Annotated in this window: 20 protein-coding genes and 1 other annotated feature; of the genes, 3 read left to right on the plus strand and 17 right to left on the minus strand. The window is 30.5% G+C overall.

Translation table 11 applies throughout. The features are described from left to right. Positions 1-150 precede the first annotated feature (150 nt). From RR430_RS06260 to RR430_RS06280, 5 genes are all read right to left on the minus strand, one after another. Positions 151-669 (minus strand): histidine phosphatase family protein, encoded by a 519-nt coding sequence (locus RR430_RS06260; RefSeq protein ID WP_332486192.1) that lies wholly within the window; start codon positions 667-669, stop codon positions 151-153. Between the two features lie 63 nt (positions 670-732). Beyond that, positions 733-1419, minus strand: a complete 687-nt coding sequence (locus RR430_RS06265; protein ID WP_332486191.1) for a DUF4097 family beta strand repeat-containing protein — start codon at positions 1417-1419, stop codon at positions 733-735. Between the two features lie 26 nt (positions 1420-1445). After that, a complete protein-coding gene (locus RR430_RS06270; protein WP_332486190.1) occupies positions 1446-2273 on the minus strand; it encodes a DUF4097 family beta strand repeat-containing protein in 828 nt (275 codons plus the stop codon). Next, positions 2270-2944, minus strand: a complete 675-nt coding sequence (locus tag RR430_RS06275) for a permease prefix domain 1-containing protein (protein ID WP_332486189.1) — start codon at positions 2942-2944, stop codon at positions 2270-2272. Before RR430_RS06275 ends, RR430_RS06270 begins: the two co-directional genes overlap by 4 nt. After that, positions 2941-3273, minus strand: coding sequence for a PadR family transcriptional regulator (locus RR430_RS06280; protein WP_332486188.1), 333 nt, complete (start codon positions 3271-3273; stop codon positions 2941-2943). The genes RR430_RS06275 and RR430_RS06280 overlap by 4 nt, the downstream gene beginning before the upstream one ends. Positions 3274-3483: 210 nt before the next feature. Here RR430_RS06280 and gltX point away from each other — a divergent pair, with 210 nt between their 5' ends. Beyond that, positions 3484-4941, plus strand: coding sequence for a glutamate--tRNA ligase (gltX, locus tag RR430_RS06285; protein ID WP_332486187.1), 1458 nt, complete (start codon positions 3484-3486; stop codon positions 4939-4941). Positions 4942-4990: 49 nt separating this feature from the next. Here gltX and RR430_RS06290 read toward each other — a convergent pair whose 3' ends face one another. From RR430_RS06290 to truB, 11 genes are all read right to left on the minus strand, one after another. Further along, positions 4991-5377, minus strand: a complete 387-nt coding sequence (locus RR430_RS06290; protein WP_332508787.1) for a helix-turn-helix domain-containing protein — start codon at positions 5375-5377, stop codon at positions 4991-4993. 35 nt (positions 5378-5412) lie between these two features. After that, positions 5413-6090, minus strand: coding sequence for a hypothetical protein (locus RR430_RS06295; RefSeq protein ID WP_332486183.1), 678 nt, complete (start codon positions 6088-6090; stop codon positions 5413-5415). An 11-nt stretch (positions 6091-6101) separates the two neighbouring features. Then, complete coding sequence (locus tag RR430_RS06300; protein WP_332486181.1) at positions 6102-6716, minus strand: TetR/AcrR family transcriptional regulator; 615 nt, start codon at positions 6714-6716, stop codon at positions 6102-6104. Positions 6717-6855: 139 nt separating this feature from the next. Beyond that, complete coding sequence (gene rplT, locus RR430_RS06305; protein ID WP_332486179.1) at positions 6856-7215, minus strand: 50S ribosomal protein L20; 360 nt, start codon at positions 7213-7215, stop codon at positions 6856-6858. 20 nt (positions 7216-7235) lie between these two features. Further along, positions 7236-7430, minus strand: a complete 195-nt coding sequence (gene rpmI, locus RR430_RS06310; RefSeq protein WP_332486177.1) for a 50S ribosomal protein L35 — start codon at positions 7428-7430, stop codon at positions 7236-7238. Between the two features lie 14 nt (positions 7431-7444). After that, on the minus strand, positions 7445-7987 hold the full coding sequence (infC, locus tag RR430_RS06315) for a translation initiation factor IF-3 (RefSeq protein ID WP_332486176.1): 543 nt from the start codon (positions 7985-7987) through the stop codon (positions 7445-7447). Positions 7988-7993: 6 nt separating this feature from the next. Next, positions 7994-8115, minus strand: a sequence feature (ribosomal protein L20 leader region). A gap of 42 nt (positions 8116-8157) precedes the next feature. Then, positions 8158-8487, minus strand: coding sequence for an Asp23/Gls24 family envelope stress response protein (locus tag RR430_RS06320; RefSeq protein ID WP_332486175.1), 330 nt, complete (start codon positions 8485-8487; stop codon positions 8158-8160). A 45-nt stretch (positions 8488-8532) separates the two neighbouring features. After that, complete coding sequence (locus RR430_RS06325; protein ID WP_332486173.1) at positions 8533-9903, minus strand: RelA/spoT family protein; 1371 nt, start codon at positions 9901-9903, stop codon at positions 8533-8535. A gap of 11 nt (positions 9904-9914) precedes the next feature. Continuing rightward, complete coding sequence (locus RR430_RS06330) at positions 9915-11237, minus strand: NOL1/NOP2/sun family putative RNA methylase (RefSeq protein WP_332486170.1); 1323 nt, start codon at positions 11235-11237, stop codon at positions 9915-9917. Then, positions 11230-12156 (minus strand): bifunctional riboflavin kinase/FAD synthetase, encoded by a 927-nt coding sequence (locus tag RR430_RS06335; protein WP_332486168.1) that lies wholly within the window; start codon positions 12154-12156, stop codon positions 11230-11232. Before RR430_RS06335 ends, RR430_RS06330 begins: the two co-directional genes overlap by 8 nt. Then, complete coding sequence (truB, locus tag RR430_RS06340; RefSeq protein WP_332486167.1) at positions 12156-12989, minus strand: tRNA pseudouridine(55) synthase TruB; 834 nt, start codon at positions 12987-12989, stop codon at positions 12156-12158. The genes RR430_RS06335 and truB overlap by 1 nt, the downstream gene beginning before the upstream one ends. 73 nt (positions 12990-13062) lie before the next feature. On the opposite strand from truB, the gene RR430_RS06345 reads away from it, so the two are divergent. Then, a complete protein-coding gene (locus tag RR430_RS06345) occupies positions 13063-13818 on the plus strand; it encodes a tRNA 2-thiocytidine biosynthesis TtcA family protein (RefSeq protein ID WP_332486166.1) in 756 nt (251 codons plus the stop codon). Further along, positions 13811-14641, plus strand: a complete 831-nt coding sequence (locus RR430_RS06350; protein ID WP_332486165.1) for a radical SAM/SPASM domain-containing protein — start codon at positions 13811-13813, stop codon at positions 14639-14641. The genes RR430_RS06345 and RR430_RS06350 overlap by 8 nt, the downstream gene beginning before the upstream one ends. Positions 14642-14871: 230 nt before the next feature. On the opposite strand, the gene RR430_RS06355 is transcribed toward RR430_RS06350, so the two are convergent. Next, a partial coding sequence (locus RR430_RS06355; protein WP_332508788.1) for a M3 family oligoendopeptidase occupies positions 14872-16286 on the minus strand: 1415 nt, incomplete at its 5' end.

Consider the following 16286-nt stretch of genomic DNA (forward strand, 5'->3'; position numbering starts at 1 on the left):
TTTCATAATTTCTCCAATTCTTGTCTATTATATCACTAACGGGATTAAATTCATTCACATAATAATAAAAACTTTCTATACAAAGCAGAAAGTTTTCTTAATTTTTTTTGAATATATCAATGATTTAAATTTTGACAATTAATCGTTATATCACAATTCAAATTCGACTATTTCACCATTTTTTATACCCTTTTTCCCCGTGGTCGCATGAATCATCATACCATGAGCTGCAATTATTACTTTCGAATAGTGTTTATATCTTTCTAATACTTCAATAACCCTTGCTTTCATAATATCTTTATCTTCCCAATTTCTCTCACATCCATTTGGATAAACACCCTTATTTTCTGTATACTCCTGGTAGCAGTTATCAGCAATACTATCTTCTTCATATGTATAATTTTTATTTGCTAGCCATTCGTGTAAGTTTGTCTCGACTATTATATCAACACCCAGCTCCTTAGATAATATTGCGGCAGTTTGTAGGGCCCTGGTATAAGGAGAAGATAGAATAATACACGAATCTTTTAAACGTTTATCTTTTGAAGTAGCTTTAATCTGTTCAATTCCTTCATTTGTCAAAGGTGCTAGATTTGCACCAAATCCTTGATATATTAAAGTGTTCCTATTCTCATAATCCGTTTCCCCATGTCTTACAAAATAAAACATAACTTTCCTCCTTGTACATATTAAAACCTTATCATATTTAGAAATTATGACAAGGCTTATTCACTATAACCAATTATCCAACTTACAATTACCGCTTACGGTGTTAATAAGAAAAACAGCTCTTTGTTTACCTTCAGTATATTCAATATTGTTACTACCCTTTTTTAATGCATATTTATCATTGAATCTACCACTGATTGATTTGAAACTCATTTTATATCCTTGATTTTCTAAAAGCGAAATCAAAACTCCGGCGCTTACTGTTGATCCTTTATAATAACTATCTTCTTTTGCAGCGAGTTTAACAGAACCACTCGTCGTTTTAAAATAAATCTTTGTATATGGCTGATATACACGAATACTTCCACTTACTGTTTCAATATCAGCATAATTGCCGATTCCATGACTTTCAATTCGCCCACTCACTGTCTGCAAATCAATATCATCATTATTAGTATATATTTGAATATGTCCACTTGTTGAAAAGAGTTTTAAATCAATATTATAAGTCTTGGGTAAAAACAATTGTAGTATACCTTTAGAAATTTTCATACATACTAATTGTTCAATTGAAAACTTACGTTCAATAACTAACTCATTATTATTCATTTCAAATGAGACTTTATTATTGAAATCACCATCATATTGTACATAGATGTCATTGTCATCATGATAGTTAACTACAATATCCTCTTCTACAAGTTTTACCTTAATCTTCTTTACATCAGTATATCTTTCTTTTATTTTCATCATTTACACCTATAGAAAAATGGGAGTTAATCCCATTCTTCAATTTTAAAACTACCACTTACTGTTTCAACATTAAATCGCAATTCATTATTACCAAAATTCGTTTTAACTTCACCACTGAATTTTTGATCATTGTATAAATCTTTAAATTGTCCAGATACAGTATCAAAATCAACTGTATAACCAACGGATGAATCATACAAATTGCATCGTACAGAACCACTCACTGTATTAGCATCAATTTTAGCATCTTCTTTAGTTGTTAATCTGATATTACCACTTACTGTTTCTGCATCAACTTCATCAAATCCACCATATGTTCTAATATTACCACTTACTGTATTTAAATTTGCTTCATAACCTGAATTTGTAACATCAATATTACCACTTACTGTGTCAATTTGAAGTTGATTTACACTAGGTTCTACATCCACATTACCACTAACATTCGATAAATCTAGCTTATCAATTTGGTTAGATGGCATATAAATTTCAATTCTTCCAGAATAGCCAAAATTAAATAAATTGAAATACCATTCATCTTTTCTTTCAATTTTTAATTCATTACCATTAATAATTGCTCTAGGAGTACGATCAGGATTTCCATAGTATTTAATGATAATATCATTTGAATTATGTTCATAAACAACTATTTCTTCTTCAACTAAATTAACATCAATGTTTTTAACATTACTATATTTTTCCTCAAATATTAATTCATTCTTACTAGAACCATTATAATTAAAGAATCTAAAATTCATTTTTTTACCCATGAAAAATGCACTAGCTATACCACACACAAGAAATAAAAGTGTTACTAGAATTATAAGCTTAGTTATTAATATCTTTTTCATTCATTGATACCTTTAAGTTGGAAAATAACAACAATGATTTGGTGTAATATACCAGAAATTACCCAAATAATCCAACTTATACCCCAAGCATGAGTTACAAATGATATTAGTAAGTAAATAGCTGTAATTATTAACCAGTAAATTGAAGATATAGCTTCAAATACTTTACGATCTTTTGGTTTCATTGATTTAATTTCTTGTTCTTGGCATTCTTCATAGTCTTTATATTCTTTTGGCGTTGACATATGAGAATATACAATCATTGCCGTTGCGATAGCAGCAAGCACTAATAAAGTTATAACACCTATCGTTCCACCAATATCTTCCATTCCTACTTGTTCACCAATTGATGAAAATAGTATTAAAGCGGCAGCACCTAATATATATAAACATACTCCAATTGCAGTATTTTTTGCATTTCTTTTTCTATAAGAATTTGCTTCGATAACAAAATCTTCATTAGGCATTACTTCTCTTATCATTTGATCTACATCTCCCATATTTGCTACAGCTAATCCATAGCTTTCTGTTTCTGATTTTCCTTGACTAATATAGTCCTCAAATCGTTCATTTAAGTTGGAAGCAATTTCCTCTTTTAATTCAATTGCTTTTTTACTTCTAGGTACATCCTTGAAAATCACATCCACATAATTCTTTATTTTGCTATTCATTGTCTATCCTCCAATATTTTGTCAATCATTGACTTAGCATCATTCCAGTCGGTTAAGTTTTCATAATATAGTTGTTTACCCAATTCGGTAATCGCATAATATCTTCGTCTTGCTCCAGTTGCTTCATCACCCCAATACGAGATAATATATCCACCCTGTTCTAATCTTCTAAACGTTGTATAAAGAGTTGCCTCTTTTAATTCAAAACGTCCACTTGTCATATCATTAATAGATTTATTGATCTCATAACCATAACTATCATGATGGAGAAGTTGAGCCAAGATAAATGTATCTGTATAGCCACGAATAATATCTGACATTACTAACATTTTTGTACCTCCTTGATACCAATAATATAGCTCAAGATACCTCGCCTGTCAAGGTATATTTTAAAATATAGTATTATTTTATGTGATGTAGTTTTAAAAATATTCATCTAAATAATCAAAAAACCTTTAATTATAGTCTTTTTGGCTATAAGTCATTGAAAGTATGGTGTTTATAGAGTACAATAGATTTTGCGAAAAAGAGGTAAAAACATGACAAAAGTACGTACTAGATTTGCACCTAGCCCTACCGGCTACATGCACATAGGTAATTTAAGAACAGCTTTATACGAATTTTTAGTTGCTAAAAAAGATCCTGAAGGAGTATTTATTCTTCGTATCGAAGATACTGACCAAGGTCGTTTAATTGAAGGAGCAACCGATATTATTTATAATACCCTTGCTCAATGTAAATTATTTCATGATGAAGGACCAGATGTTGGTGGAAATTATGGATCATATGTTCAATCAGAACGTATGAAATCAGGAATCTATAAAGAATATGCAGAAAAACTTATAGAACTTGGTGGAGCTCACTATTGTTTTTGCCAAGAAGAAGATATTCAAGCACAACGTGAATTAGCTGAGGCTCGTGGGGAATCATTTATTTTTCATGATCCTTGCAAATCATTAACAATTGAAAAAGCTAAAACTAGAATTTCTAATGGTGAAAGTTATGTAGTAAGACAAAATATTCCAACTGAAGGTACTACTTCATTTGATGATGAAGTTTATGGAACTATTACAGTTGAAAATAGCACATTAGATGAAGCTATTTTATTAAAATCTGATGGATACCCTACTTATAATTTTGCTAATATTATTGATGATCATATGATGGAAATTACACACGTTATTCGTGGAAATGAATATCTATCTTCAACTCCTAAATATAATTTAGTGTACAAATCATTTAATTGGAATATCCCTACATATGTCCACTGCCCACCAGTAATGAAAGATGAGCATCATAAGTTATCTAAACGTAATGGTGATGCATCATTCCAAGACTTAGTATCAAAAGGGTATTTACCAGAAGCTATTATAAACTATATCGCTTTATTAGGATGGGCTCCTGAAACTGAACAAGAAATTTTTACTTTAGATGAACTTAAACAAGCTTTCAATGTAAAACGTATTGGTACTTCAGGTGCAATCTTCGATATTGATAAACTTACTTGGATGAACGGTGTTTATCTACGTAATATGGATATCGATACCTACTACGATACTGTTAAAAACTATATATCTGAAGGTGTTAAAGGAAATTATTGTCACAAAGAAATTGCTAAAATACTTCAACAACGAGTTAATACTTTGAGTGAAATAGTTGAAATGGTTGATTTCTTTGATACTTATAATGTTTTTGATAGAGAGTTATACACTAACAAAAAAATGAAATCAAATCCTGAAGTTGCTTTATCTTCATTAAAAGCTGCTAAAGAATTACTAGAAACATTAACAAATTGGGAAGAAACAACAATTCACGATGAAATGATGGCTTTAGTAGAAAAGTTAGGAATCAAAAATGGTCAATTACTTTACCCTGTAAGAGTTGCTATTACTGGTAAACAATTTACTCCAGGGGGAGCAATTGAAATATCATATATCTTAGGAAAAGAAGAAACACTAAGAAGATTAGAACTAGCTATTCAAGATTTAGATAAATAGTATATTAAAACAGAACTAGTGAGATTTTAGCTCCATTCTAGTTCTGTTTTTATTTTAATAATTTTTCTGGTTCAATACCAAATAACTTGGCTAATGCAATTAAATTTGCAGTACTTGGATCAGAAATCCCATTTTCCCATTTTGATACAGCCTGACGACTTACTCCCAAACGCTCAGCTACAAGTTCTTGAGTCATATTACAACGTATACGATTCGATTTAATAGCATCACCCAAATTTTTATAAAATTGAATATTCTTATTGCGAAACTGATTACCTCGTAAATACTTAATTAATGAACAAATCACAAGAATAATTAAAACAAAACATAATGCGATAAATAAGATTGGTATTATAGCCAAAAACCAATAATTCGTATTAAAACCATCCATATATTCACCTAACCACTTTCCATGAATAAATACTATCAAATACATTTGGTTGCGAACACCACTTATTTGTCAACTGTAGGTTAATTTATCCAAATTATATCGTTAGTATCCATATAAGGAACTTTTTCTCCAGTAGTTAAATCCATAACAAATGTTGTATTACATATATGAGAAAATAACTCATATAGAAACCCAAATTTTTTAGCGAAATTATAATCATTATAGATCAAATATTTTCCATTAGGCGAAATAGCCAAAATTTCAAAAGTATCAATCCAACTGTTATCGTCTTTAGCTTCTAAAATCTTCACTGTTTCTTCATTGGTAATCATATATATACTCTTATCATCATTTTTGATTACTTTAATGCCATTAGATTCAACTTTTCTTATTTCATTAGTAACTAAAGTTTCTTCTTTACCATTTTCAATCACTGAATCATTTTGAATTATGAATCGTGTCCAAATATTATCTTTCATTGCGACAAAAGATAACTCCCCATCTTTATAATCAAAATCAACAATATTTAAATTTTGTTCATCTCCAAAAGGATGTCCTGTGACTAACTTTCTATTTTTCAAAGTAGCATCTGATTCATATAATACCAAATTTTTATCATTATCACGCTGTGTAAAAATGATTGTTCCATCCAAACCGCTTAAAAATGATTGCGTTTTAAATTGATTACCAATCAACGGTATAGCTATACAGATCAAAATTACACATACAGATACTATAATAAATTTTCTCGTTTTCATACTTTTCTCCACTATCTGAATAATTCAATTTCATTTATATCTTGGTTAACTTTATCATGATTAGATATTAGAATACAAATTATAGTTTCAGGTTTAGGCAATGGAATCTTGGGATTAATTAAATATTGATTCATAATTTCTTGTATCATAGACCAATATAAATACGCCAATACTTTAGAATTTTCATTGGTAATTGAACCCTCATTTTGTCCTTTTTTTATAAATGACTCAATTATGTCAAACATATTCTCTTTAGATATCAACTTTTTGGCATCTTTCGGAACATCATTGCTTCTTTTTACCATACTCAAAAATGTAAATATCTTAGCTCTATACGGTTGTTTTTGGATGGAATCAATGAAATATTCCGTCAGACCATAGAAAAACTCATACATCGACTCATAATACATTCCATAAGGTAACTTAGTTCCATCTACTGCAATTTTAGTTAACTCGGTAAACAATTCTTCTTTATTCTTAAAATAGTGAAATAATAAACCAACACTCATTCCTGCACTAGTTGCGATATCTTGGATTTTAGTACCTGTATATCCTTTCGCAACAAAAATATCAATTGATGCAATTATTATCTCTAATTTTCTCTTTTCTTTTTGCTCATATCGCATAAATACCCCTTATTGAATAAATATTCAATGAATATATTTTCAATATAACGTATTATTATTTTAATTGCAAGTTATTAATTCAGTTTATCTAATTTTACAAATAAAAAAGCCCTATTTTCATAGGACTCATATAGTTAAATTAAGCAGCTAATGCTTTCTTTGCAGATTCAACAATTGATTCAAATCCCTTAGGATCGTGAATTGCAATTTCACTTAACATTTTACGGTTTACTGTAATTCCAGCTAACTTTAAACCGTGCATTAATTTTGAATAGCTCATATCATGCATTCTTGCTGCTGCATTGATACGTGCAATCCATAATTTACGCATGTCACGTTTAGTTTGTTTACGTCCTGCAAATGCATAACGCATTGAGTGCATTACTTGTTCATGTGCTGTTTTAAATAATAAATGTTTTGAACCAAAATATCCCTTTGCTAATTTTAATACTTTCTTTCTACGTGCACGTGCTACAGTGCCACCTTTTACTCTTGCCATTTCTTATTTCCTCCTTCTGCCTAGTATTGAATTAAGTGCTTAATTCTCTTCATATCGCTACTTGATACAAGCGTAGCTTTTCTTAAATGCACTTTTTGTTTGTGAGATTTATGTGCAGCCATGTGAGAAATATAGTTATGGCTTCTCTTTAATTTTCCAGTTCCAGTTTTTTTAACACGTTTTGCTAATGTTTTCTTAGTCTTCATTTTTGGCATAAATTTATCCTCCTCTATTTACCTTTTTTTGGCGATAATACGACAGACATAGTGTTACCTTCCATTGATGGTGATTTTTCAACACCTGCAAACTCACTCATTTGCGCAATGAAATCCTTCATAACTTGCTTGCCAACTTCCAGTCTTGTGATCATACGACCTCTAAAACGCATATCAACTTTAACTTTCATACCTTCTTCAGCCCACTTTTGAGCTTGACGTAACTTAGTGTCAAAGTCGTGCTTATCTATTACAGGAGACAATCTTAAAGGTTTAACTTCTGTAACTTGTTGATTTCTTTTAGCTTCTTTCGCCTTCTTTTGAGATTCGAAACGATACTTTCCAAAATCAAGAATTTTGCACACTGGTGGATTACCATTTGGTGCAACACACATTAAATCTAGTTCACCTTCGTAAGCCTTCTCTAATGCTTCGCGTCGAGACATAACACCTAACTGTTCCCCATTGGGACCAATTACAAGAACTTCTTTGAATCGAATGTTTTCGTTGACTAGTTCATCAGTCATGAATTTTTTAGTAATAAGCGACACCTCCATGTCTATTTATCGAATAAAAAGCAGGTGCATAGTGCACCTGCTTACTAGAGTACTTGATAATCAATTACCGTAGCGTGAACCCAAATCCGAAGGATATCAGGTGAGAAGAGGTGCTTCTACTTTCCACATCTTTAAATACTTGTTTATTTTAACCTATTTGGTCCTATTTGTCAAATATTAAATCCAACAACGTGTACATCTACACTGCCACATTTCATATTAGTCATATCTAAGATATTTTGATAAATTCTATTTTGCAGAATTTCACATGTTGCATTAACATTTGCACCATATTTAAGTTTTACATCCACTGCAATATGTAATTGATTGTTTATAATTTTGCAAGAAATCGCTTTTGAAAACTTTGTAGCAGGAATTCTTTCTACGCTATCAACATCATCTAAAGTGATATCAGCAATTAGTTCAAATACATTTTTAGATAAAGCGATTTCACCAATTTCTCCATCTTTTTCATTTAATAATACATATTCTTGAGCCATTTTCTTCACCTCTATATTGGCATTATATCACGAATTACCCTTTATTTAAAATAGATTTGTTATCTTACGTTCTAATGACATAGCATAATCTTTACTAAATTCTTCAAAGTCTTCTATTGTTTCTGTACGAAGACTGATGAGTTCGATATAGTCTCTAAATAAATCTAACATACTAAATAACTTATCTTCATGAATAATTTCTATCTTACCTATTTTAACCAGTGTTTTAGCTACTACCAGTGAAAAGAAATCACGACATTTTTGACTATCAATCTGTCCTAATTGTTCAAATTGACTTAAATACCATGATGGAGGAATAATTAAAGTTTTAATTATTTCTATGAACTTAGAAAAATCTTGTACATTATTACCAGGTTCAATTGCAAACAACATAACAAAAAATACATGCCATTCAAAATCAATATTCATAATACTTTCCCAATATTGACCAATAATATTACAGAAAGGATCAGGATGTTCATAATTTTTTTCTAAATAAATTGGATAACTGAAATCAAAATCCATAATTTGTAATAAGTTAAAATGTTCAAAGTATTCTACCATTTTATATTGTGGATGTTCACTTGAAGCAAAATCTTTAATATAAATATATTGACTTAATACTGAACTACATTTTCTAAAATCAGTAGTAAAACCAACTGTATTATTCATTTTTAAGGCTACTAAATCATTAATAGCTTTGGCAATGAATACTTTAAATCCATCTACTGTCATTCCAATTTCACGATCATTTTGTGATTGATTAATTAATTGGCGATACACAATTTGCAATTGGCGATCTACTACTTCGAGATTATCTCTTATTGAACCCAGAATATTTTTCATAAAAGCATCATATACAACAAATTGTGTATTTTTATATACCACTTGATGCTCAACTTCAGACCAAAATGAATGTACTAACGACTTAATTTGTAGTTCAAAGTTAATCTTCTTTTGATTGAACATCATATGTCCATCAATACGATAAATCGTAAACCCATTTCTCTGTAGCTGCGGTTGGGGCATATTTAGCTCTAGAAATACATTTTCATTTTGAACACATTGATATGAAGCATTACCTGTATCTAAAAAGTGCTGATACAATGATTTAAAAATGTCATTTTCATCACTAATAAAACGACATTCTAACGTTAATCCTATTAAATCAGGTAGTGCATCTATTGCTTCATCTGCTGTTTCAAAATCTAAATAATACTTATTTCTTATTAGTTTTTCTTTTAGACTATCTTTTGATTTAATACGTGATGAAATATTAACCAAAACTTCACCCTTATCCTTCATCAAATCTTCAAATAATTCTATTAATACATGCTCCACATATTGAAAAGTAGGCTCATTTAAATCTAATAGGTTGCTTACCTGATCAATAAAGTCAAATAATTCTAAACGCATAGCTTCATCTCCTATCGTAATCGTAATCCCTTGGGTACTTTATTTTTAATAATTGAACCATCACTTTTACCAAATCCAATATAGTTATTGTATATTTTAATCCCTACATATCCTTTAGTTGTTGGAATCGAAAGTATATTACCTTTCCTAAATGATTCAATTTCATTTTCTTCACAAATTATTTCATGATTTATATTGTTAGTAAAGAGTGTAGATGTATATAAGTGTTGGTGTGGTTCAAAGCGATTATTCACAACCTCACCTATTAATACTTGGTTACGTAAAACATAATTATCTTTTAAATCATAAAAAGGATGACTTCCTGCATAAACACGATTATTCTTGCAAAAATAATTATAGTCACCTTTCAACTCAGATTTAATAAATTGCTTAACACAATCAGGTAATAACTCACTTTTTAAAATGGTTAACTTATTTTCCTTAGTTATTCCTTTTTTTCTGAATTTCGCTACAAAGTGACCTTCCCCTTCATCCATAGGTAGAATTCGTCTTGTATATTCAGTAGGAAAACCATCTAAATGTAATCCTTTTCTACCCCATGTAACATCTATATTTAACAACTCAAGTTCTTTGAACTCTTCTAACATCCATGCAACATTTTCTTCATTTTCTTCGACTGCATAGGTACATGTTGAATATACAAGAATTCCATCATCTTTCAACATTTTAATAGCATGAGGAAGAATGCTTCTTTGACGTTTAGCACAACTTTTAACGTGCTCTTCACTCCAGTCCTCTAGTGCTTTGCTTTCCTTTTTAAACATTCCTTCTCCACTGCATGGTGCATCTACCAATACTTTATCCATCATACCTTGAAGGACAAACGATAGTTTTTCAGGCGTAGAATTGGTAACAATCGCATTGCTAATTCCCAATCTTTCAATATTACTTAACAATATTTGTGCTCTTTTTGTTTCAATTTCATTTGTAATTAATAAACCCTCTGAATCCAAATATTGTGCTATTTGCGTGCTTTTTCCACCAGGTGCAGCACATAAATCCAAAACCCAATCCATAGGTCTTGGATTTAACACTTCAACCGCACTTGCTGCACTTGGTTCTTGCATATACATTAATCCTAGTGCATGTGGTAACGAATTCCCATATCCATCGTCAGAATCCAGTACGTATGAATGCATTGCAAATTTTGACCTATGAGAAGGAATTTTAAATAAGTTAAAAAAATCTTCTTCACTTATTTTTTTTGTATTTACTCTGAATCCACGATATGGTTTCTTCGCAAGAGTTTCGAGGTATTTCTCATAATCTTCCTGCAAAAGTCCCTTCATTCGTTTTAAAAAAACTTCATTCATTACTTAAAACCTCTTTTGCATCAGTTTGATCTTGATTCATTTGTTCGATTAATTTTTCAATTGAATTAAATTTAATCTCATCTCTTAAATATTTAACAAATTGTAATTTAACTTGTTTGCCATAAATTTCGTTATTAAAATCAAAAATATTACTCTCTACTGAGCACTTTTGCGAATAATTAAAAGTAGGATTATGACCAACATTAATCATACTTTTATATTTAACTCCATCAATGATAGTCCATCCTGCATAAACACCCACACGAGGAACTATTAATTCATCTATTACATCTATATTAGCTGTAGGAAAACCAATTTCTCTTCCTCTTTTATGCCCATGTATTACATCTCCTATTATTTCATAGGTATAGCCCAGTAAACGATTTGCATGTTCAATTTCACCATTTTCTAAATATTCAGTTATACGTGATGAACTTATCTTCTTTTCTTCCTCATTAATTGAATCAATTACAAAAACATCAAACAAAGATTCTGCTTGAAGCTTTAATTTATTTGCGTCACCTTCACCTTTAAATCCATAATGATAATCAAAGCCACAAACTAAAGCTTTTAAATGACATGGTTTCAATACTTTATTAACAAAGTCATTTGACGTAAGTTTACTCATTTCCAAAGTAAAATCTAATACAATAATTCGATCTATTCCTAGCTTTTCAGCTAGTTCCACTCTTCGATCATCTGTCATAAGATGTTTCACATTTTGCAACCCTTTAATTGTTACCCAAGGGTCTGGAGAAAACGTAATTAAAGCACTTTCTACATTTTTTTCTTTAGCTAATTCTATTGTTTTGTTAATTAATGCTCTATGCCCTAAATGAAGCCCATCAAAATACCCAATACAAGCTACAATAGGCGCATCAATCTTTGTACTATTTATACTGATTTTATCTACTTTCATCACCACAAACCTCTTTTACTTCGATATTCATTTCCATCCTTTTCATAAGCCGCTAATATCTTATGATTATGTGTTAACATTACTACTTCATCATCACATGGTAATTTAATACGTTTTCCTTGCATAACTTCCTTTACACATTCTACTTCAAAACGTTTATATTCAGGATTAATAACATCTTCTATATCATGTATATTTTCCATTGTACACTCTTCAATTGTAATTGCGTCATCAATCGATACATTAGCGATTCGTGTCCTAATAAGTGATGACATTGTACCCACAGTATTTAATTTCGCTGCAATATCCTCACATAATACACGTATATATGTTCCACTTGAAACTACAGCTCTAATTTTAATTTCACCAGCAAATGACATACACTCAATTTCATCAATTATTATATTACGTGGTTTTACCTCAACTTCTTTGCCTTCACGATGATATTCATATAGTTTCTTACCATTAACCTTTATCGCTGATACCATTGGTGGTATTTGAACCTGAGGTCCAAGAAAACTTTTAAGGACATCATTGAACTGCTCTTCAGTTATCATTGGAATCTCTTTTTCTTCTATTGTCTCTCCCCATATATCACCTGTATCAGTTTTAATGCCTAATTTTATTGTTGCGATATATTCTTTTTTACTATGCTCGCAATAAGGTAAACATTTACAGGCTTTACCTAACAATACAATTAAAAGACCCTCTGCGTTTGGATCTAGTGTTCCTGTATGACCTACTGCTTTTTCTTTCAAGGATCTTCTTATTTTTGCACAAACATCAAATGATGTCATATTTTTTTGTTTTTTTATATAGTAAACGCCGTCCATTTGTTTCCTCATTTCCTTAAACATTATAGCAAGTTCATGGTATAATAGCAAAGCATCTAGGAGTGATTAAACTATGTCTGTTAAACATATATTAGGAAGAATGCGTAAGGCTGATTTGGACTTTAACTTAATGCAAGATGGAGATCGAATAGCTATCGGTATTTCAGGCGGTAAAGACAGCATGCTACTACTTTATTGCATGGCTCTATATCGCAATATCGCTTTACGTCATATGGAAAAGAAAATCGAAATTGTTGGGATTCATATTAAAATGGGATTCCCTAACATGGACTTTTCTTCTGTAGAAACATTTTGCAAAGAAAATAACATTGAATTTCATGATATTGATTCAAGAATCTATGATATTTTAAAAATTCAAGCTAACGAAGATGGAACATTGAAATGTAGTATTTGTTCAAAGTTAAAAAAAGGTGCCGTTATAAATGAAGCAAAAAAATTAAATTGTAATAAAACCGCTTTTGCCCATCATGCTGATGATGCAATTGAAACTTTATTTTTAAACGCTATATTTGGAGGACGACTAGCAACTTTTGCACCTCAAATGTATCTTACAAATTCCGAAATGACTTTTATAAGACCATTTGTTTATTGCTTTGAAAGCGATATTAAAAAAGCAATTCAAGAAACGACTGTGCCTATTGTAAAAAGCACCTGTCCAATGGACGGTCATACAAAGCGACAAGATATGAAAGAATTGTTAGAAAATATATACAAAACATATCCATCATCAAAAGAAAACTTTTTGTTGATGCTACACAATCAAAAGCAATTGGATTTATGGGTTAAAAAGAGTGATATAAATGAATAAGATTAAACGCATATACATAGAAATAACTAACAAATGCAATTTACGTTGCAAATTTTGTAGTTTTCATCATCGACCATTCCATGAAATGTCATTAGAAGAATTTGAAACCATTTTGTTAAACATTAAACACATAACACCATTTATTTATCTACATGTGCAAGGTGAACCTCTCATACATACAAAATTTGATGAAATTATGTCACTTTGTGATAAACATGCTATGAATGTACAACTAGTAACAAACGGTACATATTTAGCTAACCAACCAAATTTAATTAATCATCCCTCATTACGAAAAATAAGTTTATCACTTCACAGCCTTGATTATCAAAATTGTGATATCGAAGAATATATGAAAACAATCTTGAATTTCATTCATGATTTTACTAATTCAAAATATGGTTTTGCTGAATTGCGATTTTGGGTAAGTGACAATTTAAATGAACGTGCCAATTTAGCGTTAAAAATGATTAAAGATAATTATCAATTAAAGCCTACTAATAAGCCCAATAGTTACTCCTTGCAAGAAAGAGTTTATTTACACTTTGAAAATCAATTTACTTGGCCAAGTGAAGAAAATAGTGATGATTTATGTGGCACATGTCGTGGTGGCAAGGACATGCTGGCAATTTTAGCTGATGGAACTATTGTACCCTGCTGTTTGGATGCTGAAGGATGCATTAATTTAGGTAATATTCATACAGAAACAATCACAGATGTACTTTTCTCAGAACGATATTTACGTATGATAAAAGGATTCAATGAAAATAAACTCATCGAACCCTTATGTAAATCATGTCAATATCGCAAACGATTTGATTAAATATTACCAAGAGAAAATCTCTTGGTTTTTTAATATAAATGAAAATATTTCTATATTTCTGATAGTTCTATTTCTAGTGATATGTACTCGAAATATTCCAATCTTTTATCTATAACTTCAATGCTATTGTTTCTTACTGCAAAGGAGCATTAGAACCGTTAACTAATACCATTCATTCAAAATAAAATTTCAATTGAACGAATTCAACTTATTTCATTGTTAGTCATTCTCTAATATTTAGAAACATCTATTTTTTTTATGTACTCTGCAGCAAATTTAATTACTGGTTCTACTGTGCCATCCGCAAATGGAGATTTTAACCCTGCTGCTTCAACAATACCAAGGAAAGGTTTTGTTCCACCAATCTTACAAATCTTCACATAATCACTCCAAGCATTTGGATCTTTTTCTTCCATTCGTTTCCAAAATTGAAGCGCACATATTTGTGCTAATGTGTAGTCTATATAATAGAATGGAGATTGGAAAATATGACCTTGTTGATACCACCAACATCCCTTTTCTAATATATCACAACCAGTATAGTCTTTATGTGGCAAATATTCTTTTTCAAGCTTACGCCAAATAGCTTTTCTTTCTTCAACACTACACTCAGGATTTGCATAGATTTCATGTTGGAAATGATCAACTAGTACTCCATAGGGAACAAACTTAATTGCATCTACCACGTGAGTGTATAAATATTTTTGAGTATCTTCTTTAAAGAAAAGTTCCATCCAAGGATGAGCGAAAAATTCCATACTCATAGAATCAATTTCAGCACTTTCCATAGTTGGGAATGTACATTCTGGAATTGTAATAGTTTTCATTGCCAAATAAGACTGAAATGCATGTCCAGCTTCATGAGTTAAAACATCAACATCTCCACTTGTTCCATTAAAATTACTAAAAATAAAAGGAACTTTAAACTCAGTCAAATCAGTACAATATCCACCACCTTGTTTATTTGGTTTGCTTTCTAAATCAAATAAATCTTGTTCAATCATGACATCAAAAAATTCACCAGTTTCTTTTGACATTTCATGATACATTTTATTTGCAGCCATAACTAGCTCATCTTTGGTGCCTTTAGGTTTTGGATTCCCTGATATAAATTCATTATTTAAATCAAAGTATGCAAGTTTATCTAGCCCCATACGAATACGTTGATCATCAAATAATTTCATTGATTCTGGTACGATGTATTGTAATACTTGTTTACGATAGTTTTCTACCATAGAAGCATCATAATCTAAACGGTTCATACGTAAGTATCCAAGCTCTGTATAGCTTGAATATCCTAATTCATTAGCCATCTTAGTTCTAATTTTAACCATTTGATCAAAGATATCATCAATCTCAGTTTCATGTTCTTCAAACCAAGCCATTTTAGCTAACGTTGCGCGCTCTCTTGTATCTCGATCATTGTCAGTTGTCTTAACACCAATACTAGATAAATTGTAAATCTCTCCATCAAATGGAATTTTAGCACTAGAATATAGTTTAGCTTGCTTAGATATTAGCTTATTTTCTTCTTGTAGTAATGGAATTATCTTTGCATCAAAAGACTTAATTGCGCATTCTGCTAGTTTAAAAAATGTCTCAGGAATAACATCTTTCAATTCTTCCTTCAACGGAGTATTAATAA

This window comes from Anaerorhabdus sp. (assembly GCF_036641015.1).
Classification (GTDB): domain Bacteria; phylum Bacillota_I; class Bacilli_A; order Erysipelotrichales; family Erysipelotrichaceae; genus Anaerorhabdus.